13 protein-coding genes are annotated in these 13,919 nt (G+C 57.6%); 3 read left to right on the forward strand and 10 right to left on the reverse strand.

Going from position 1 to position 13,919, the window contains the following annotated elements:
• Positions 1 to 43: 43 nt before the first annotated feature.
• From amtB to ABLU67_RS10310, 6 genes are read right to left on the reverse strand one after another with little or no spacing between them, the layout of a single operon-like run.
• Positions 44 to 1,330, reverse strand: a complete 1,287-nt coding sequence (gene amtB / locus ABLU67_RS10285; protein ID WP_004848284.1) for an ammonium transporter AmtB — start codon at positions 1,328 to 1,330, stop codon at positions 44 to 46.
• A 33-nt stretch (positions 1,331 to 1,363) separates the two neighbouring features.
• Complete coding sequence (glnK, locus tag ABLU67_RS10290) at positions 1,364 to 1,702, reverse strand: P-II family nitrogen regulator (protein ID WP_004099573.1); 339 nt, start codon at positions 1,700 to 1,702, stop codon at positions 1,364 to 1,366.
• Positions 1,703 to 1,715: 13 nt separating this feature from the next.
• On the reverse strand, positions 1,716 to 1,946 hold the full coding sequence (locus ABLU67_RS10295; protein WP_025107158.1) for a hypothetical protein: 231 nt from the start codon (positions 1,944 to 1,946) through the stop codon (positions 1,716 to 1,718).
• The gene (locus ABLU67_RS10300; RefSeq protein ID WP_348852288.1) at positions 1,946 to 3,724 is read right to left on the reverse strand and encodes a SmdB family multidrug efflux ABC transporter permease/ATP-binding protein; all 1,779 of its coding nucleotides are present in this window, start codon (positions 3,722 to 3,724) and stop codon (positions 1,946 to 1,948) included. Before ABLU67_RS10300 ends, ABLU67_RS10295 begins: the two co-directional genes overlap by 1 nt.
• The gene (locus ABLU67_RS10305; protein WP_025107160.1) at positions 3,717 to 5,489 is read right to left on the reverse strand and encodes a SmdA family multidrug ABC transporter permease/ATP-binding protein; all 1,773 of its coding nucleotides are present in this window, start codon (positions 5,487 to 5,489) and stop codon (positions 3,717 to 3,719) included. The genes ABLU67_RS10300 and ABLU67_RS10305 overlap by 8 nt, the downstream gene beginning before the upstream one ends.
• A 42-nt stretch (positions 5,490 to 5,531) precedes the next feature.
• Complete coding sequence (locus tag ABLU67_RS10310; RefSeq protein WP_004135994.1) at positions 5,532 to 5,990, reverse strand: Lrp/AsnC family transcriptional regulator; 459 nt, start codon at positions 5,988 to 5,990, stop codon at positions 5,532 to 5,534.
• A 115-nt stretch (positions 5,991 to 6,105) separates the two neighbouring features.
• Between ABLU67_RS10310 and ABLU67_RS10315 the strand changes: the two genes are divergently transcribed.
• Positions 6,106 to 7,158, forward strand: a complete 1,053-nt coding sequence (locus tag ABLU67_RS10315) for a PLP-dependent cysteine synthase family protein (protein WP_201435090.1) — start codon at positions 6,106 to 6,108, stop codon at positions 7,156 to 7,158.
• 46 nt (positions 7,159 to 7,204) lie between these two features.
• On the opposite strand, the gene cof is transcribed toward ABLU67_RS10315, so the two are convergent.
• Positions 7,205 to 8,023 (reverse strand): HMP-PP phosphatase, encoded by an 819-nt coding sequence (gene cof / locus ABLU67_RS10320; protein WP_014228185.1) that lies wholly within the window; start codon positions 8,021 to 8,023, stop codon positions 7,205 to 7,207.
• A gap of 126 nt (positions 8,024 to 8,149) precedes the next feature.
• Here cof and ABLU67_RS10325 point away from each other — a divergent pair, with 126 nt between their 5' ends.
• Both ABLU67_RS10325 and queC read left to right on the forward strand, forming a co-directional pair.
• The gene (locus ABLU67_RS10325) at positions 8,150 to 9,850 is read left to right on the forward strand and encodes an SgrR family transcriptional regulator (RefSeq protein WP_348852289.1); all 1,701 of its coding nucleotides are present in this window, start codon (positions 8,150 to 8,152) and stop codon (positions 9,848 to 9,850) included.
• 66 nt (positions 9,851 to 9,916) lie between these two features.
• Entirely contained in the window at positions 9,917 to 10,612 is a 696-nt protein-coding gene (gene queC / locus ABLU67_RS10330; protein ID WP_014228183.1) for a 7-cyano-7-deazaguanine synthase QueC, read from the forward strand.
• A 225-nt stretch (positions 10,613 to 10,837) separates the two neighbouring features.
• On the opposite strand, the gene ABLU67_RS10335 is transcribed toward queC, so the two are convergent.
• The 3 genes from ABLU67_RS10335 to ppiD form a co-directional block, all read right to left on the reverse strand.
• Positions 10,838 to 11,239, reverse strand: coding sequence for a YbgC/FadM family acyl-CoA thioesterase (locus tag ABLU67_RS10335; RefSeq protein ID WP_057173996.1), 402 nt, complete (start codon positions 11,237 to 11,239; stop codon positions 10,838 to 10,840).
• Between the two features lie 110 nt (positions 11,240 to 11,349).
• Positions 11,350 to 11,715, reverse strand: a complete 366-nt coding sequence (locus tag ABLU67_RS10340) for a helix-hairpin-helix domain-containing protein (protein ID WP_004848263.1) — start codon at positions 11,713 to 11,715, stop codon at positions 11,350 to 11,352.
• 148 nt (positions 11,716 to 11,863) lie between these two features.
• Positions 11,864 to 13,738 (reverse strand): peptidylprolyl isomerase, encoded by a 1,875-nt coding sequence (ppiD, locus tag ABLU67_RS10345; RefSeq protein ID WP_004848261.1) that lies wholly within the window; start codon positions 13,736 to 13,738, stop codon positions 11,864 to 11,866.
• Between the last annotated feature and the right edge of the window lie 181 nt (positions 13,739 to 13,919).

Here is a 13,919-nt window from a genome sequence, read left to right on the forward strand (position 1 = left end):
CCCCGAGGGGAGGCTCTGCAGCTTCAGGAGATAACTCGTTTTATCAGGCGTTGTAGGCGTTTTCGCCGTGGCTGTTTACGTCCAGCCCTTCACGCTCTTGATCTTCCGGTACGCGCAGGCCAACGGTCATATCGGCAACCTTGTAACCGATAAAGGCGACGACGCCTGACCAGACGATGGTGATACCGATGCTTTCCAGCTGTACCAGAACCTGATGGCCCATGGTGACGCCTTCCGCGTAGCCCACACCGCCCAGAGAAGTCGCGGCGAAGATACCGGTCAGGATGCAACCTACGATACCGCAGACTCCGTGGACGCCAAACACATCGCACGGGTCATCAACGCGCAGCCAGCGTTTCAGAACGGTGACGCCCCACAGACCCGCAAGGCCCGCAGCGATACCCACAATCAGCGAGCCGCCGACGCCAATATAGCCACAGGCCGGAGTGATGCCGACCAGACCGGCAATCGCCCCTGAACAGGCGCCCAGCAGTGACGGCTTGCCGCGGGTTGCCCACTCGCCGAAGGTCCATGCCAGGATAGCCGCCGCCGTTGCAACCACGGTGTTAACGAACGCCAGACCGGCAATTTCGTTCGCCGCGCTTGCTGAACCGGCGTTAAAGCCAAACCAGCCAACGTAGAGGATGGCGGTACCGGTGAAAACCATCGGCAGGTTATGCGGTTTGAACGCTTCTTTACCAAAGCCGACGCGTTTGCCCATCATGTAGGCGCCCACCAGCCCCGCGACCGCGGCGTTGATGTGAACAACCGTACCGCCGGCGAAATCAAGCGCGCCGTGCGTAGCCAACAGACCGCCGCCCCATACCATGTGCGCAATCGGCACATAAGAGAGCGTCATCCATACCACAACGAATATCAGTACCGCCGAGAAGCGAATACGTTCCGCCAGCGCACCGACGATCAGGCCAACGGTAATACAGGCAAAGGAGCCCTGGAAAGCAACGTGGATGTACTGATAGAAGCTCCCCATCAGCGCTTTCAGTTCAATATTTTTCAGCAGTACCCAGTCGAAGTTGCCGAAGAAGCTGCCGCCAGCGCCGAAGGCCAGCGTGTAGCCATAAACCACCCACAGTACGCAGACCAGCGCAAACGTCACGATGACCTGCGTCAGCATGGAGAGAACGTTTTTACCGCGGATCAGCCCGCCGTAGAACAGCGCGATGCCCGGAATCGTCATAAACAGCACCAGCGCGGTGCAAATCATCATAAAAGCGTTGTCGGCTTTGTCCGCGACCGCCGGTGCGGCCATCGCCAGCCCCGGAAGAAGAGCCAACGCTCCCAGACCTGTTTTCATTGTTGCTATCTTCATTGTTTCGTTCCCCATCACTGTGTGGTCTGAAAGTTACAGTGCCGCTTCGTCTGATTCGCCGGTACGGATGCGAATCACGCGCTGCAGCTCGGCGACAAAGATTTTGCCGTCGCCAATCTTTCCGGTGTAAGCCGCTTTACTGATGACATCGACGACTTCGTCCAGCTGATCGTCGGCAATCGCGACGTCAATCTTCACTTTCGGCAGAAAATTGACGCTATATTCCGCGCCGCGATAGAGCTCCGCGTGGCCTTTCTGACGGCCGAACCCTTTAACTTCAGTGACCGTCAGGCCCTGAATACCCATTGAAGATAATGCTTCACGCACGTCTTCCAGTTTGAATGGTTTGATTACCACGGTAACCAGCTTCATAAGTCCCCTCCAGTCAGAATTCGGTAATGGCCGCAGCTAACACGTTTCTAATAAAGCAAGGGCTATGCCAGAAATGAAAAAGGACCGCCAGGCGGCCCTTTTTGAGGAGGAAGGAGAATAATTCGGCGGAAACGAAGCGGCAAAATGCCTCTTTTGCCTGAAACTGCACCATTTCAGTGCGCAGCTTGTGACGATTTTGCACCACCTCAGGCCGCGGCGGCGCCGCTGCCTGTTTATGGTGCATCAGGCGATAAGCGACTCTTCCTGCGCGCTGGCCGCCAGCTCTTCGCCAGCCAGCTGCAGCTGATACATCTGCCAGTAGCGGCCTCTGGCCGCCAGCAACTGCTGGTGACTTCCGCGCTCAACGGCCTGACCGCGGTGCAGTACCAGGATCGTATCGGCCTCGACGATGGTCGATAAGCGGTGCGCAATCACCACCAGCGTGGTGTGCTCGCGCACCCGAGCCAGAGCCTGCTGAATCGCCTGCTCGGTACCGGAATCGATATTGGCCGTCGCCTCATCAAGAATCAGCACCTGCGGCGTATCGACCAGCACCCGCGCCAGCGCCAGCAGCTGTTTCTGGCCAACGGAGAGATTATTCCCCTGCTCGCCCAGCAGCGTATAAATACCGTTTTCCATTTCACGGGCCAGCGCCGCCAGCTGTACCGCTTCCAGCGCTTCCCAGACCTGCTCTTCGCTGATGTCGCGACCGAGGGTGACGTTGGCATAGAAGGTGTCAGCCAGCACCACCGGATCCTGCTGCACCATTGCAATCCCCTGACGCAGCGCGCTGTGGCTTAAGGAAGAAAGCGGACGACCGTCGATGCGAATCTCTCCCTGGGTTAACGGGTAGTAGCCCATCATCAGGCTGGCCAGGGTGCTTTTACCGCTCCCGGTATGACCAACCAGCGCCACAAAGCTGCGGGACGGGATATCGAGATTAATATCCTGCAACACCAGTCTATCGTCGCGGTAGGCAAAAGAGACATGATCGATACTCATCGCCCCGCTGCGCAGCGGCTCGCTATCTTCACCCCACGCCTGACGCGGTTTGTCCATGAGCTCGAAGACGCGCTCGCCCGCCACGACCGCCTGCTGCAGCATTGACTGCTGGGTGGTCAGCTCGATCAGCGGCTCGTTCAGTCGCCCAAGATAGCTAATAAAGGCGTATAGCACCCCGACTTCGATCGTTCCGCTGCTGCTGAAACCAAACAGCATCAGCAGGCCGCAGAGAATTAATGAAGAGAACAGGCTCAGCAGTGGGCGCAGCAGGAAGCCATCAAGACGCAGGGTTTGCATACGCGCCAGATAGTGGGCGTAGCTGGCCTCGCGCATCCGCTCGCCGAACCGCGCCTGCTGGCGGAACTGCTGGATGACGCCCATGCCGTTAATCACTTCATTAAAACCGTCGTTGATGTCCGCCAGCCAGGCGCGAACCCGCCTGACGATGGGCGTGCTGTAGCGCTGATAAATCATCATCACGATCAGCACCGCCGGGAAAATAGCGATAGCCACCAGCGCCATCCGCCAGTCAAGGCTGAACATCGCCACCAGCATCGCGCCAATCAAAGCGGCGCTACGCAGCACGGTCGCCACCACGGTCACGTAGAGATCGCGAATCACTTCGGTATCGTTGGTAACCCGCGAGATGAGCTGCCCGACCGGCTGCGTATCAAACTCGCTGAGCGGCTGACGCAGCGCGGCGTCCATCACATCGCTGCGCAGCTGCTGCACCACGCCGACCGCCGCGCGATTAAACAGCAGCGCCTGGCAATAATGCAGGCCAGCGGCAAGAAGTTGCAGGCCGATATAGGCCACGGCGAGACCGCAGACCAGCTTCAACGGCAGCGAGTGCTTCGCCACCATATTGTCGATAAAGTAGCTGATCAGCAGCGGGCCGCTGACTTCCGCCACCGCCGCAACCCACATCATGGCAACCGCTATCATCAGTGGTTTACGCCACGGGGAGCCGTAGGCCAGCAGGCGCTTTAAGGTCGGCCAGAGTTCAGTGAAACTACGCACCGGCGACCTCCTTATCTTCCTGCGGGACATCATCCAGCGCCGCTTCCAGCTGCTGATAACGGTACATATCCCGATACCAGCCCGGCTGCGCCGCCAGCGCCTCATGGCGACCGCGCTGGGAAATATGCCCGTGCTGCATCACCAGAATTTCGCTGGCCTCGGTCAACGCCGACAGGCGATGGGCGCTAATGATCACCGTCCGCCCCTCTCCCCACTGCCGCAGGTTATGCAAAATCTGGTGCTCCGTTCTGCCGTCCACCGCCGACAGCGCATCATCAAGGATCAGGATCTCCGCCTCCAGCAGCAGCGCGCGGGCGATGGAAATACGCTGTTTTTGCCCACCGGAAAGCATAACGCCGCGCTCGCCGACTTCGGTGTTATACCCCTGCGGCAGGCGCAGGATATCCTCATGCACGCTGGCAAGCCGCGCAACGTGCTCGATTTGCTCCTGCGTGGCGTCCGGTTTACCGAGGGCAATGTTGCTGGCGACGGTATCAGAGAACAGGAACGGTGTCTGATTGACGACCGCCAGACGTGCGCGCCAGCTATCCAGCTGTAGCCGGGTCAGGGGAACGTCGTGGAAGCGGATATCGCCTTCAGTCACGTCAAAGTGGCGCTGAATCAGCGCCAGAATGGTGCTCTTGCCGGAGCCGGTCGGCCCGCAAATCCCCAGCATCTGCCCGGGCTGGAGCGTAAAGTTGACCTTTTCCAGCGAGACCTTGTTCGCCTGCGGGTAGATAAACTCGCGCACGGCGACGCTAAGCGTGCCGCGCCCTTCCGGCGTCGGCTCGCTGCCGTCGTTCACCACCGGCGCCTCCTCCAGCATGGTGCGAATGCGCGCATAGGCCGCGCTACCGCGCTCCACGATGTTAAACATCCACGCCAGCGCCAGCATTGGCCAGATCATCAGGCCGAGGTACATCACAAAGCTGGTGAGCTGACCCAGAGTCAGGCTGCCCTGGATCACCATCCAGCTGCCGCCGCCGATGGCCAGCAGGTTAGCGGTCCCGATAGCGATATAAATCGTCGGGTCAAAGCGGGCGTCGATACGCGCCACGCGCATGTTTTTCGCCCCGGTATCCGCGGCGTCGGCGGCAAACAGCGCCGACTGTCGGTCTTCGAGACCAAAGGCTTTGATCATGCGGATGCTGGTCAGGCTCTCCTGGGTGCGGTCGTTGAGGCTGGAGAAGGCCGCCTGCGCGACGCGAAAGCGTTCGTGTAATGCATCGCCGTTACGCTTAATCGCCAGCGCCATCAGCGGCATGGGCAGCAGCGCCAGCAGGGTTAACTGCCAGCTGATTTGCGTCGACATGACAATCAGCACCGCGCAGCCCATGACCAGCGAGTCAACCAGGGTTAATACCCCCTCGCCGGCGGCGAACACCACCCGATCCACATCGTTGGTGGCGCGAGCGATCAGATCGCCGGTACGGTGGCGCAGGTAAAAGGCCGGATGCTGGCGGCTGAGCTGGCGATAGAAATCCTCGCGCAGTTCGACGGCCAGCTGATAAGAGGCGCCGAAAAGCAATACGCGCCAGACGTAGCGCAGCAAATAGACCATCACCGCAATAACGACCAGCAGGCCGATCCACATCCACACCTTTTCCGCGGTGTAATGTTGTTTTGTTACGCCGTCAACCACGATACCCACCACCTTTGGCGGCACCAGTTGCAGAATGGCAATCACGATCAGCAGAGCAATAGCGCCGAGGTAACGACGCCACTCCCGGCGGAAATACCAGCTAAGTTGGGCAAATAATCGCAAGCAGTTAAATCCTGAGTGTGTAATTCGTAGCGGCTGATGCCGTTAATCAATCGGCAAGGCAGTGGTGTATTTTATCTGTTCCATGGCAAAACTCGAAGTGACATCCGAGAGCCCCGGCACGCTGTTAACCAGGCGTTTATAAAAATCATCGTAGTTCTTCATATCCGCCACCTGGACCCGCAGCAGATAATCATACTCCCCCGCCATACGCCAGAAACCGAGAACCTCCGCCATCTGCGTGACTTCGCTGACGAAGCGGCAATACCAGTCGCTACTGTGATGCTGAGTCTTAATCAGCACAAACGCCGTCAGCCCAAGCCCGACCTTTTCCGCATCCAGCAGCGCGACGCGCCCACGCAGAATACCTTCGTCTTCCAGCCGCTTCAGGCGCTTCCAGCAGGGCGTGGTGGTCAGATTAACGGCATCGGCCAGCGCCTGCAAAGAGAGGGTGCAGTCGGTTTGCAGTAAAGAAAGCAGCTTACGGTCAATTTTATCTAACATAGGGCACCTTGGGAGAAAAATTTACTCCATTCATTGTAATTGAAAGGCTAAATGGCAACAATTTTTCCTTCGATTTCCGCTAAGCTGGGCACAAAATGACAAACAGGAATTTAAGATGAACAGCGCCTGGGTTAAACACGCGATTAGTGAAATTAATGCCGATTATCAGCGTTCCGCCGACACGCACCTTATTCGTCTGGCGCTTCCGGGGTTCCCGGGGATCCAGCTCTACCTGAAGGATGAAAGCACCCATCCAACCGGTAGCCTGAAGCACCGCCTGGCCCGCTCGCTGTTTCTCTATGGTCTGTGCAACGGCTGGATTAAAGAAGGGACAACGATTATCGAATCCTCTTCCGGTTCGACCGCCGTCTCTGAAGCCTACTTCGCCCGTCTCTTAGGCCTGCCGTTTATCGCCGTGATGCCTTCCTGTACGGCAAAACGTAAAATTGAACAAATTGAGTTCTACGGCGGCCGCTGCCACTTCGTCGATAGCGCCTGCGAAATCTATGCCGCCTCCGAAACCCTGGCCCGCGAGCTGAACGGCCATTATATGGATCAGTTTACCTATGCCGAACGGGCGACCGACTGGCGGGGAAACAATAATATCGCCGACAGTATCTTCCGTCAGATGAACCATGAGCCGCATCCGCAGCCGTCGTATATCGTGATGAGCGCGGGCACCGGAGGCACCTCTGCCACCATCGGACGCTACATTCGTAGTCAGGGCTACGATACGCAGCTGCTGGTGGTTGACCCACAAAACTCGGTGTTTATGGACTACTGGCAGAGCCGCGACGCCAGCCTGCGCAGCCCGGTCGGCAGTAAAATTGAGGGCATCGGCCGCCCGCGCGTCGAACCGTCGTTTATTCCCGACGTGGTCGATGAGATGCTGCGGGTACCGGATGCCGCCAGCGTCGCCACCGCGCTATGGCTGGAAACGCTGCTCGGACGTAAGGTCGGCGCCTCCACCGGCACCAACATGTGGGGCGTACTGCAGCTGGCCGTGCGGATGCGCGAAGAGGGGCGCACCGGCTCTCTCGTCACGCTGCTGTGCGACAGCGGTGAACGTTATCTGGAAACCTACTACAACCCGCAGTGGGTAGCGGCCAATATTGGCGATATCTCCTCATGGCAGGCACAAATCGCCGACCTGCTGCAGGCAAAATAAAAGAAGCCAGATATCACAGCATATCTGGCTTGCTGGCAGGGTCTCTTTATTCGGGGGAATAAGGAAGATCGGGATTATCCAGCCAATGAGTCAAAAAGTGGGAGACGGCCTGATGACGGCAGTCGCCAATAACCGGTAGATGTGGGAGTTCCGCTTTCAGCTGATTCATCGCATTGCCCATAATCACGCCGCGCCCGACGCTGCCGAGCATTTCCAGGTCGTTCATGGCGTCACCGAACGCCATACAATCCTGCATCGTCAGCCCCAGATGCTGGCTTAATACCGCCAGCGCCGCGCCTTTGTTACAGCCGCCAGGCAACACTTCAAGGCAATCCATCGCCGAAAAACAGAGATCCGCTCGGCCGCCCAGCGCTTCACTCAGTTGAAGCCTTAGCCGCCGCAAATCGTCATGATCGCCGCAGAAGCAGATTTTAGTGACCTGATGCGCCGGCATTCGCTTTGGATCGTACAGCTGATAACGAAAACCGCTAAAGACGTGCGCTTTCAGTAATTCCGGGATCGCCTGCCCGGTGTACCAGCCGCCGTCGTTAAAGAAATGCATACTGGCCGTGGTTTCCCAGGCGCTGTGCAGCACCTCTTCCGCCACATCGGGAGCCAGATCGCGGCGATACAGCTCCTCACCTTCCAGAGAGTGAATGCGCGTCCCGTTGCCGGTGATTAAAAACGCATCCAGAGAGAACTCGCCGATAACGTGGCGCATTTCCAGAGCATGACGACCGGTGGCGAAAGTCAGGGTGATATCGCGATCGCGCAGACGTTTGAGCGTCGAAAGCGTTTTTTCTCCCAGACGATGGTCCGGCATCAGTAGCGTACCGTCCATATCGAATGCAGCCAGTCTTGCCATCTTCTGCTCCCCAAATCGTGGTGGATTTTGCTTGTGTTGCAGTATTGCCTGAGATATACGGAAGTAATAGTGAATAGATAAATTTTATTGTTCCGGGTTTACCAATCTACGCAGGATTACACAGCGATGAGGCTATTAAACCGTCTGCATCAGTACCAGCGACTCTGGCAGCCCTCCGCCGGAGAGCCGCAGCAGGTAACCGTCGGCGAGCTGGCCGAACGCTGCTTTTGCAGCGAACGCCACATTCGAACCCTGCTGCGCCAGGCGCAAGAGTCAGGCTGGCTAAGCTGGCAGGCCAGCTCCGGTCGCGGAAAGCGCGGGCTACTCCAGTTTTATAAAGCGCCGGAAGCGCTGCGCAATGAGATGATGGAGCAGGCGCTGAATAAAGGGCAGCAGCAAAATGCCCTCGAACTGGCCCAGCTGGCGCCGGTGGAGCTTAAAGCGCTGCTTTCCCCCTTTCTCGGCGGCCAATGGCAGAACAATACGCCGACCCTGCGTATTCCTTACTACCGTCCGCTGGAGCCGCTGCGCCCGGGTTTTATGCCGGGACGCGCGGAGCAGCACCTGGCCGGGGAGATATTTTCCGGTCTGACCCGATTTGATGCGCAGAGTACCTGTCCGATAGGCGATTTAGCCCATCACTGGGAGGTGTCGCCTGACGGCCTGCGCTGGCACTTTTATATTCGTTCTACCCTGTTCTGGCACAACGGCGATCCGATTAAAACCTCACAGCTGCAGCAGCGGCTCCTGATGCTGCTGCAGCTGCCCGCGCTGCGCACGCTGTTCGCCAGTATCAGCGAAATTAGCGTAACCCACTCCCAGTGTCTGACTATCACCCTGCATCGCGCCGATTACTGGCTGCCGTTCCGCCTTGCCAGCTACTGCAGCGTGCTGGCGCATCCTGACGATCCGGCGATCGGCAGCGGACCGTTTCGCCTGAAGCGATTTACTGCGGACCTGGTGCGGCTGGAAAACCATCAGCGCTATCATCTCACTCACCCGCTGCTGCAGGCCGTGGAGTACTGGATCACGCCGCAGTTGTTCGAGCAGGATCTGGGCACCAGCTGTCGTCATCCGGTACAGATAACCATTGGCGATCCTGACGAACTGACCAGACTACGTCAGGTCAGCAACAGTATTAGCCTCGGCTTTTGCTATCTGACGCTGCGCCAGAGCCCTCGTCTTAACAAAGCGCAGGCGCAAAGGCTGGTCTCGCTGATTCATCGCTCCACCCTGTTAGAAACCCTGCCGCTGGATGAGGATCTGATCGCGCCCAGCAACGAAGTATTGCCGGGCTGGTCTATTCCGCAGTGGCCTGAAAATCATAGTACCCCTCTGCCCGAACGGCTTACGCTGCTCTATCACCTCCCCGTAGAGCTACACGCCATGGCGGATCGGCTTCGTCAACGGCTGGCGGAACTGGGCTGTGAGCTGACGATTATTTTCCATGATGCGAAAAACTGGGATGGCTGCCAGCAGTTTGCACAGGCGGACCTGATGATGGGCGACCGCCTGATTGGCGAAGCGCCGGTCTATGCGCTGGAGCAGTGGCTACGCTGCGACGTGCTGTGGCCTAATTTGCTGACCGGGGCGCAATATGCGCATCTCCAGGCGACGCTGGATGCCGTTCAGGCCTTACCGGACGAACGCAGCCGTAGCGAAGCGTTGCGCAACGTCTTTAACAGCCTGATGGACGATGCCATCATGACGCCGCTGTTCAATTATAATTATCGCATCAGCGCGCCGCCGGGGGTCAACGGACTACGGCTAAACGCGCGCGGCTGGTTTGATTTCGCCAGCGCCTGGCTACCGGCCTCTACGCCGTGACGGGGCTGGTGGTCACGTTCATCAGGCGCTACCATATGCGCCTCACTTCGATTGTCAGGAATTACCATGAAACGCGCCGTAGTTGTCTTCAGCGGAGGACAAGATTCGACGACCTGCCTGGTGCAGGCTCTGCAACAGTATGATGAAGTGCATTGCGTCACTTTTGATTATGGCCAACGTCATCGCGCGGAGATTGACGTTGCTCGCGAACTGGCGCTAAAGCTGGGGGCCGTGGCCCATAAAGTCCTTGATGTCACCCTGCTTAACGAACTGGCGGTCAGCAGCCTGACCCGCGATAGCATTCCGGTTCCGGATTATGAACCGGACGCCAGCGGCATTCCGAATACCTTCGTACCCGGGCGCAACATTCTGTTTTTAACCCTGACGGCCATTTACGCGTATCAGGTGAAGGCGGAAGCTATTATCACCGGCGTTTGCGAGACCGACTTTTCGGGCTACCCGGACTGCCGCGACGAGTTCGTGAAAGCGCTGCACCATGCCGTCAGCCTCGGTATGGCGAAAGATATTCGCTTTGAGACGCCGCTAATGTGGCTTAACAAAGCCGAAACGTGGGCCCTGGCCGATTACTGGGGCCAGCTCGACCTGGTGCGCCATGAAACCCTCACCTGCTATAACGGCATTAAAGGCGACGGCTGCGGGCAGTGCGCCGCCTGTAACCTCCGCGCCAACGGGCTGAGCCAGTATCTGGGCGATAAGGTTGGGGTGATGACGGTGATGAAGCAGAAAACCGGGCTCCAGTAACCGGTTACTTCCCGGCGGCGTGGCGGGATCGCAGGCGGCTCACGATGCATAGCCCGGTCAGATACGCAGAAGCGCTTTCGGGGAAGTTCTGCCACTTTCTGTGCGCTTGCTCACGGGGGCGGCGCGATGCGCCTGCCCGCGCTACCGGATCGCAGACAGCTAAGGAAACGTAGCCCGGACAGGTGCGCAGCACCGCCTCCGGGACATCCCCCTCCGGCTGGCCTGTTAGCGAGGCTCAAGCTGCTCCAGCTTCTCCCGCAATTCGCCCTCAAGCGGCAGCGCTTTCTGCGTTTTTAGATCGATACAGACAAAAGTGATAAGCGCATCGGCGACCACTTCGCCATTAGGGTTGAGGGTGACCACCTGGCTTAACGTCCCGCTTTTTCCGTTCAGCTGTTCGAGCTTGCTGGTGACGGTTAACACATCGCTTAGTACCGCCGGTCGGCGGTAGTTGATATTGATATTGACCACCACAAAGGCGATGTTGCGAGCGGTCATCCAGTGGAAGGCCGGGCTGCTTTCCAGGCCATCCCAACGCGCTTCTTCGAGAAACTCCAGATAACGCGCATTGTTAACGTGCTGATAGACATCCAGATGATAGCCGCGAACTTTGATTTGTGTCTGCATAGCGCAAATGCCTTATCTTTAATTGTTGTTTTGAGGTCAGAGGTCACACCACTAGTGTGACCTCTTCAGTCTGGCAAATAATGACGACTGTGCAAACTTTCGCTGAAAATTTACAGCTTCAGATGTGACAGATTTCTCTCTACCAGCGAGTTGCCCATTCCGGGCACCTGCTTAAGATCGTCAACGGTTTTAAATGGCCCGTACTCTTCGCGATAGCTCACTATAGCCTGCGCTTTCTTCAGGCCGACGCCATTCAGCGCCTTAGCCAGCTCTTCCGCGCTGGCGTTATTGATACTCACCCTGGTGCCTTCACTATCCGGCGCATTTAACGCATCCGGCGCTTTTGCCTGCGGCGACTGCACGCTTTCCTTTACCGGCGCCGACGCTTTGCCGGCAGAAGGCGCCGCCTGCGCTATCTGACTCCCCGCCGCGCAAACCAGTACGGCGGCAATAAGCGTTTTCATTCCTCGTTTCATGCTGTTATCTCCTTGTTTGTAGACAGCAAGGTCACGATAGCGACGAAGGAAAAAGAGTACAAAAGGCAAAATGCAGAAATGGAAAAGGCCGCGAAAGCGGCCTTTGAGAATGACATCACGTTACTTGCTTTTGCGAAGCAGCACGTAATTATTGTTGCTGATCGATAATGTCGCCGAGCTTAATTTTCGCCGCTTTACGCAGGTTGCTCATCAGCGCTTCGAAAGCGATCTGGGCGTTATTCTGGGTGATCCCCTGAATCATCGCTTTTTTCTGCTCTTCCGGCATCGTACCCGCTTTCACTTCGTCCAGCGCCAGCAGCACCACGTTGCCCTGCAGATCGGAGCCCACGCCGTAGCTTGGCTTACCCGCCTGCGGCAGCGGAAGTGCAAAGACGGACTGGCTCAGCGCTTCCTGACCGGTGCGTGACAGCGTCTGCGGCGCACCAAAGCTCAGGCCTGCGGCTTTCATCGCTTCATCGCCTTTGCCCTCTTTCAGGGCCGTCAGCAGCTTGTCGGCATCCAGCTTCGCCTGCTGTTCCGCTTTCGTGTGCTTCACAATATCGCTCACCTGCGCTTTCACATCCGCCAGCGGTTTCACCGCTTCCGGTTTATGCTCGCTGATGCGCAGAACAAACGCACGATCGCCGTCGACGGTGATGATATCGGAGTTGCTGCCCGGCGTGCCGTTTTCGCCCACCAGGCCGCCGTTGAAGATAGCTTCAGAGACCGGCTTGAAATTCAGCTCTTGCGGCAGGCTGTCGCGGCCAAACCAGCCGGTTTCAACCACTTTAAGACCGGCAACCTGGGCTGCGCCCGCCAGCGACTCGTTATCGTTGCTCGCCGCGTCGCTCACTTTCTGCTGCAGGGCATAGTACGCATCCAGGGCTTTTTCCTGCTTCACTTTCGCCGCAATATCGTCGCGAACCTCAGCCAGTGGTTTAACCTGTGCTGCCTGAACATCGTCCAGGCGGGCAACCAGGAACCCAACGGAGGATTTAATTACGCCAGAAAGCTGGCCTTTTTCTTTCAGACCGGCCTCTTTCAGCTCTGGCACAGTCGCCGCATCTTCCAGCCACCCCATATCACCGCCGCTGCGGGCAGAGATAATATCGGTTGATTTTTCTTTGGCCAGCGTGGCGAAGTCAGCGCCTTTCTTCAGCTCATCAAGCACCGCCTGCGCATCCGCTTCGGTTTTGGTCTGGATGATGCTGTAGCGGTTACGCTGCGGCTGAGTGAACTGATCCTGATGCTGGTCGTACCATGACTGAATTTCTTCGTCAGAGACGTTTTCCTGCATGCTGGCAGCGTCCAGCTTGATGTAGCTGACGCGGAACTGCTCAGGCGCCATAAAACGCGCCTGGTTCTGCTGGTAGAACGCGTTGATTTCATCGTCGGTAGCGGTTTGCTTTGCCGCCAGCGCGTTCACGTCGAGAGTGGCTTCACGGACGACGCGCTGTTGAGAAACCAGCGCCGCCAGCTGGTCGGATTCGCCCGGCAGCATAAAGTCGGTACCGGCTACGGCGTTGATCAGCTGCTGAGTCGTCAGCTGATTACGAAGCGCCTGCGCGTACTGATCCGTCGTCATCCCCATCTGATTAACAATACGGCTGAAGCGCTCGTTATCAAATTTGCCATCCGCCTGGAAAGCCTGGGTCTGGAAGATAGCCTGCTTCACCTGGTCGTCGCTGATGTTGAGACCCAGCTCACGGGCATACTGATCGAGCAGCGCCTCGTCAATCAGACGGTTCAGCACCTGCTGACGCATGGTCTTCATGTAATTTTCATTGGCCGCCAGTTCTGAGAACTGGTCGCCAAGCTGCTGCTGCATGCGATTACGCTCGCTGGCAACGGCATTTTCAAACTGTGCGCGACCAATCTCCTGGTCATTAACTTTTGCGGCATAGTTGTTACCACCGCCAATCAGGTAACCACTCACCCCGGTCAAAATGAACGAGACGATAATGATACCGAAAATAATCTTGAGCACGACGCTGTTGGCGGCCGTGCGTAGGTTGTCCATCATGGTGTAACAACGCTCCGCTGTAGATGACTTTAGCTCGCGCAGCATAGCATGTGATGGCCGCCGCGCGTGAGGACGTATTTTGACAAGAAAACGGGGTGATTGTCAGCCCACAAGTGCGTATAAAGTCACATTAAGTCTCATTCTGGCAAATAAAAAAGGCACATCTTACGATGCGCCCTTG

Origin of the sequence: Klebsiella sp. GN_Kp190 (genome assembly GCF_040061795.1) — a bacterium.
Taxonomy (GTDB): Bacteria; Pseudomonadota; Gammaproteobacteria; order Enterobacterales; family Enterobacteriaceae; genus Klebsiella; species Klebsiella michiganensis.

Coding starts and splice junctions, on each gene's coding strand:
- amtB (WP_004848284.1), bottom strand. CDS start 1,330: ATGAAGATAGCAACAATGAAAACAGGTCTGGGAGCGTTGGCTCTTCTT.
- glnK (WP_004099573.1), bottom strand. CDS start 1,702: ATGAAGCTGGTTACCGTGGTAATCAAACCATTCAAACTGGAAGACGTG.
- ABLU67_RS10295 (WP_025107158.1), bottom strand. CDS start 1,946: ATGCACCATAAACAGGCAGCGGCGCCGCCGCGGCCTGAGGTGGTGCAA.
- ABLU67_RS10310 (WP_004135994.1), bottom strand. CDS start 5,990: ATGTTAGATAAAATTGACCGTAAGCTGCTTTCTTTACTGCAAACCGAC.
- ABLU67_RS10315 (WP_201435090.1), top strand. CDS start 6,106: ATGAACAGCGCCTGGGTTAAACACGCGATTAGTGAAATTAATGCCGAT.
- cof (WP_014228185.1), bottom strand. CDS start 8,023: ATGGCAAGACTGGCTGCATTCGATATGGACGGTACGCTACTGATGCCG.
- ABLU67_RS10325 (WP_348852289.1), top strand. CDS start 8,150: ATGAGGCTATTAAACCGTCTGCATCAGTACCAGCGACTCTGGCAGCCC.
- queC (WP_014228183.1), top strand. CDS start 9,917: ATGAAACGCGCCGTAGTTGTCTTCAGCGGAGGACAAGATTCGACGACC.
- ABLU67_RS10335 (WP_057173996.1), bottom strand. CDS start 11,239: ATGCAGACACAAATCAAAGTTCGCGGCTATCATCTGGATGTCTATCAG.
- ABLU67_RS10340 (WP_004848263.1), bottom strand. CDS start 11,715: ATGAAACGAGGAATGAAAACGCTTATTGCCGCCGTACTGGTTTGCGCG.
- ppiD (WP_004848261.1), bottom strand. CDS start 13,738: ATGATGGACAACCTACGCACGGCCGCCAACAGCGTCGTGCTCAAGATT.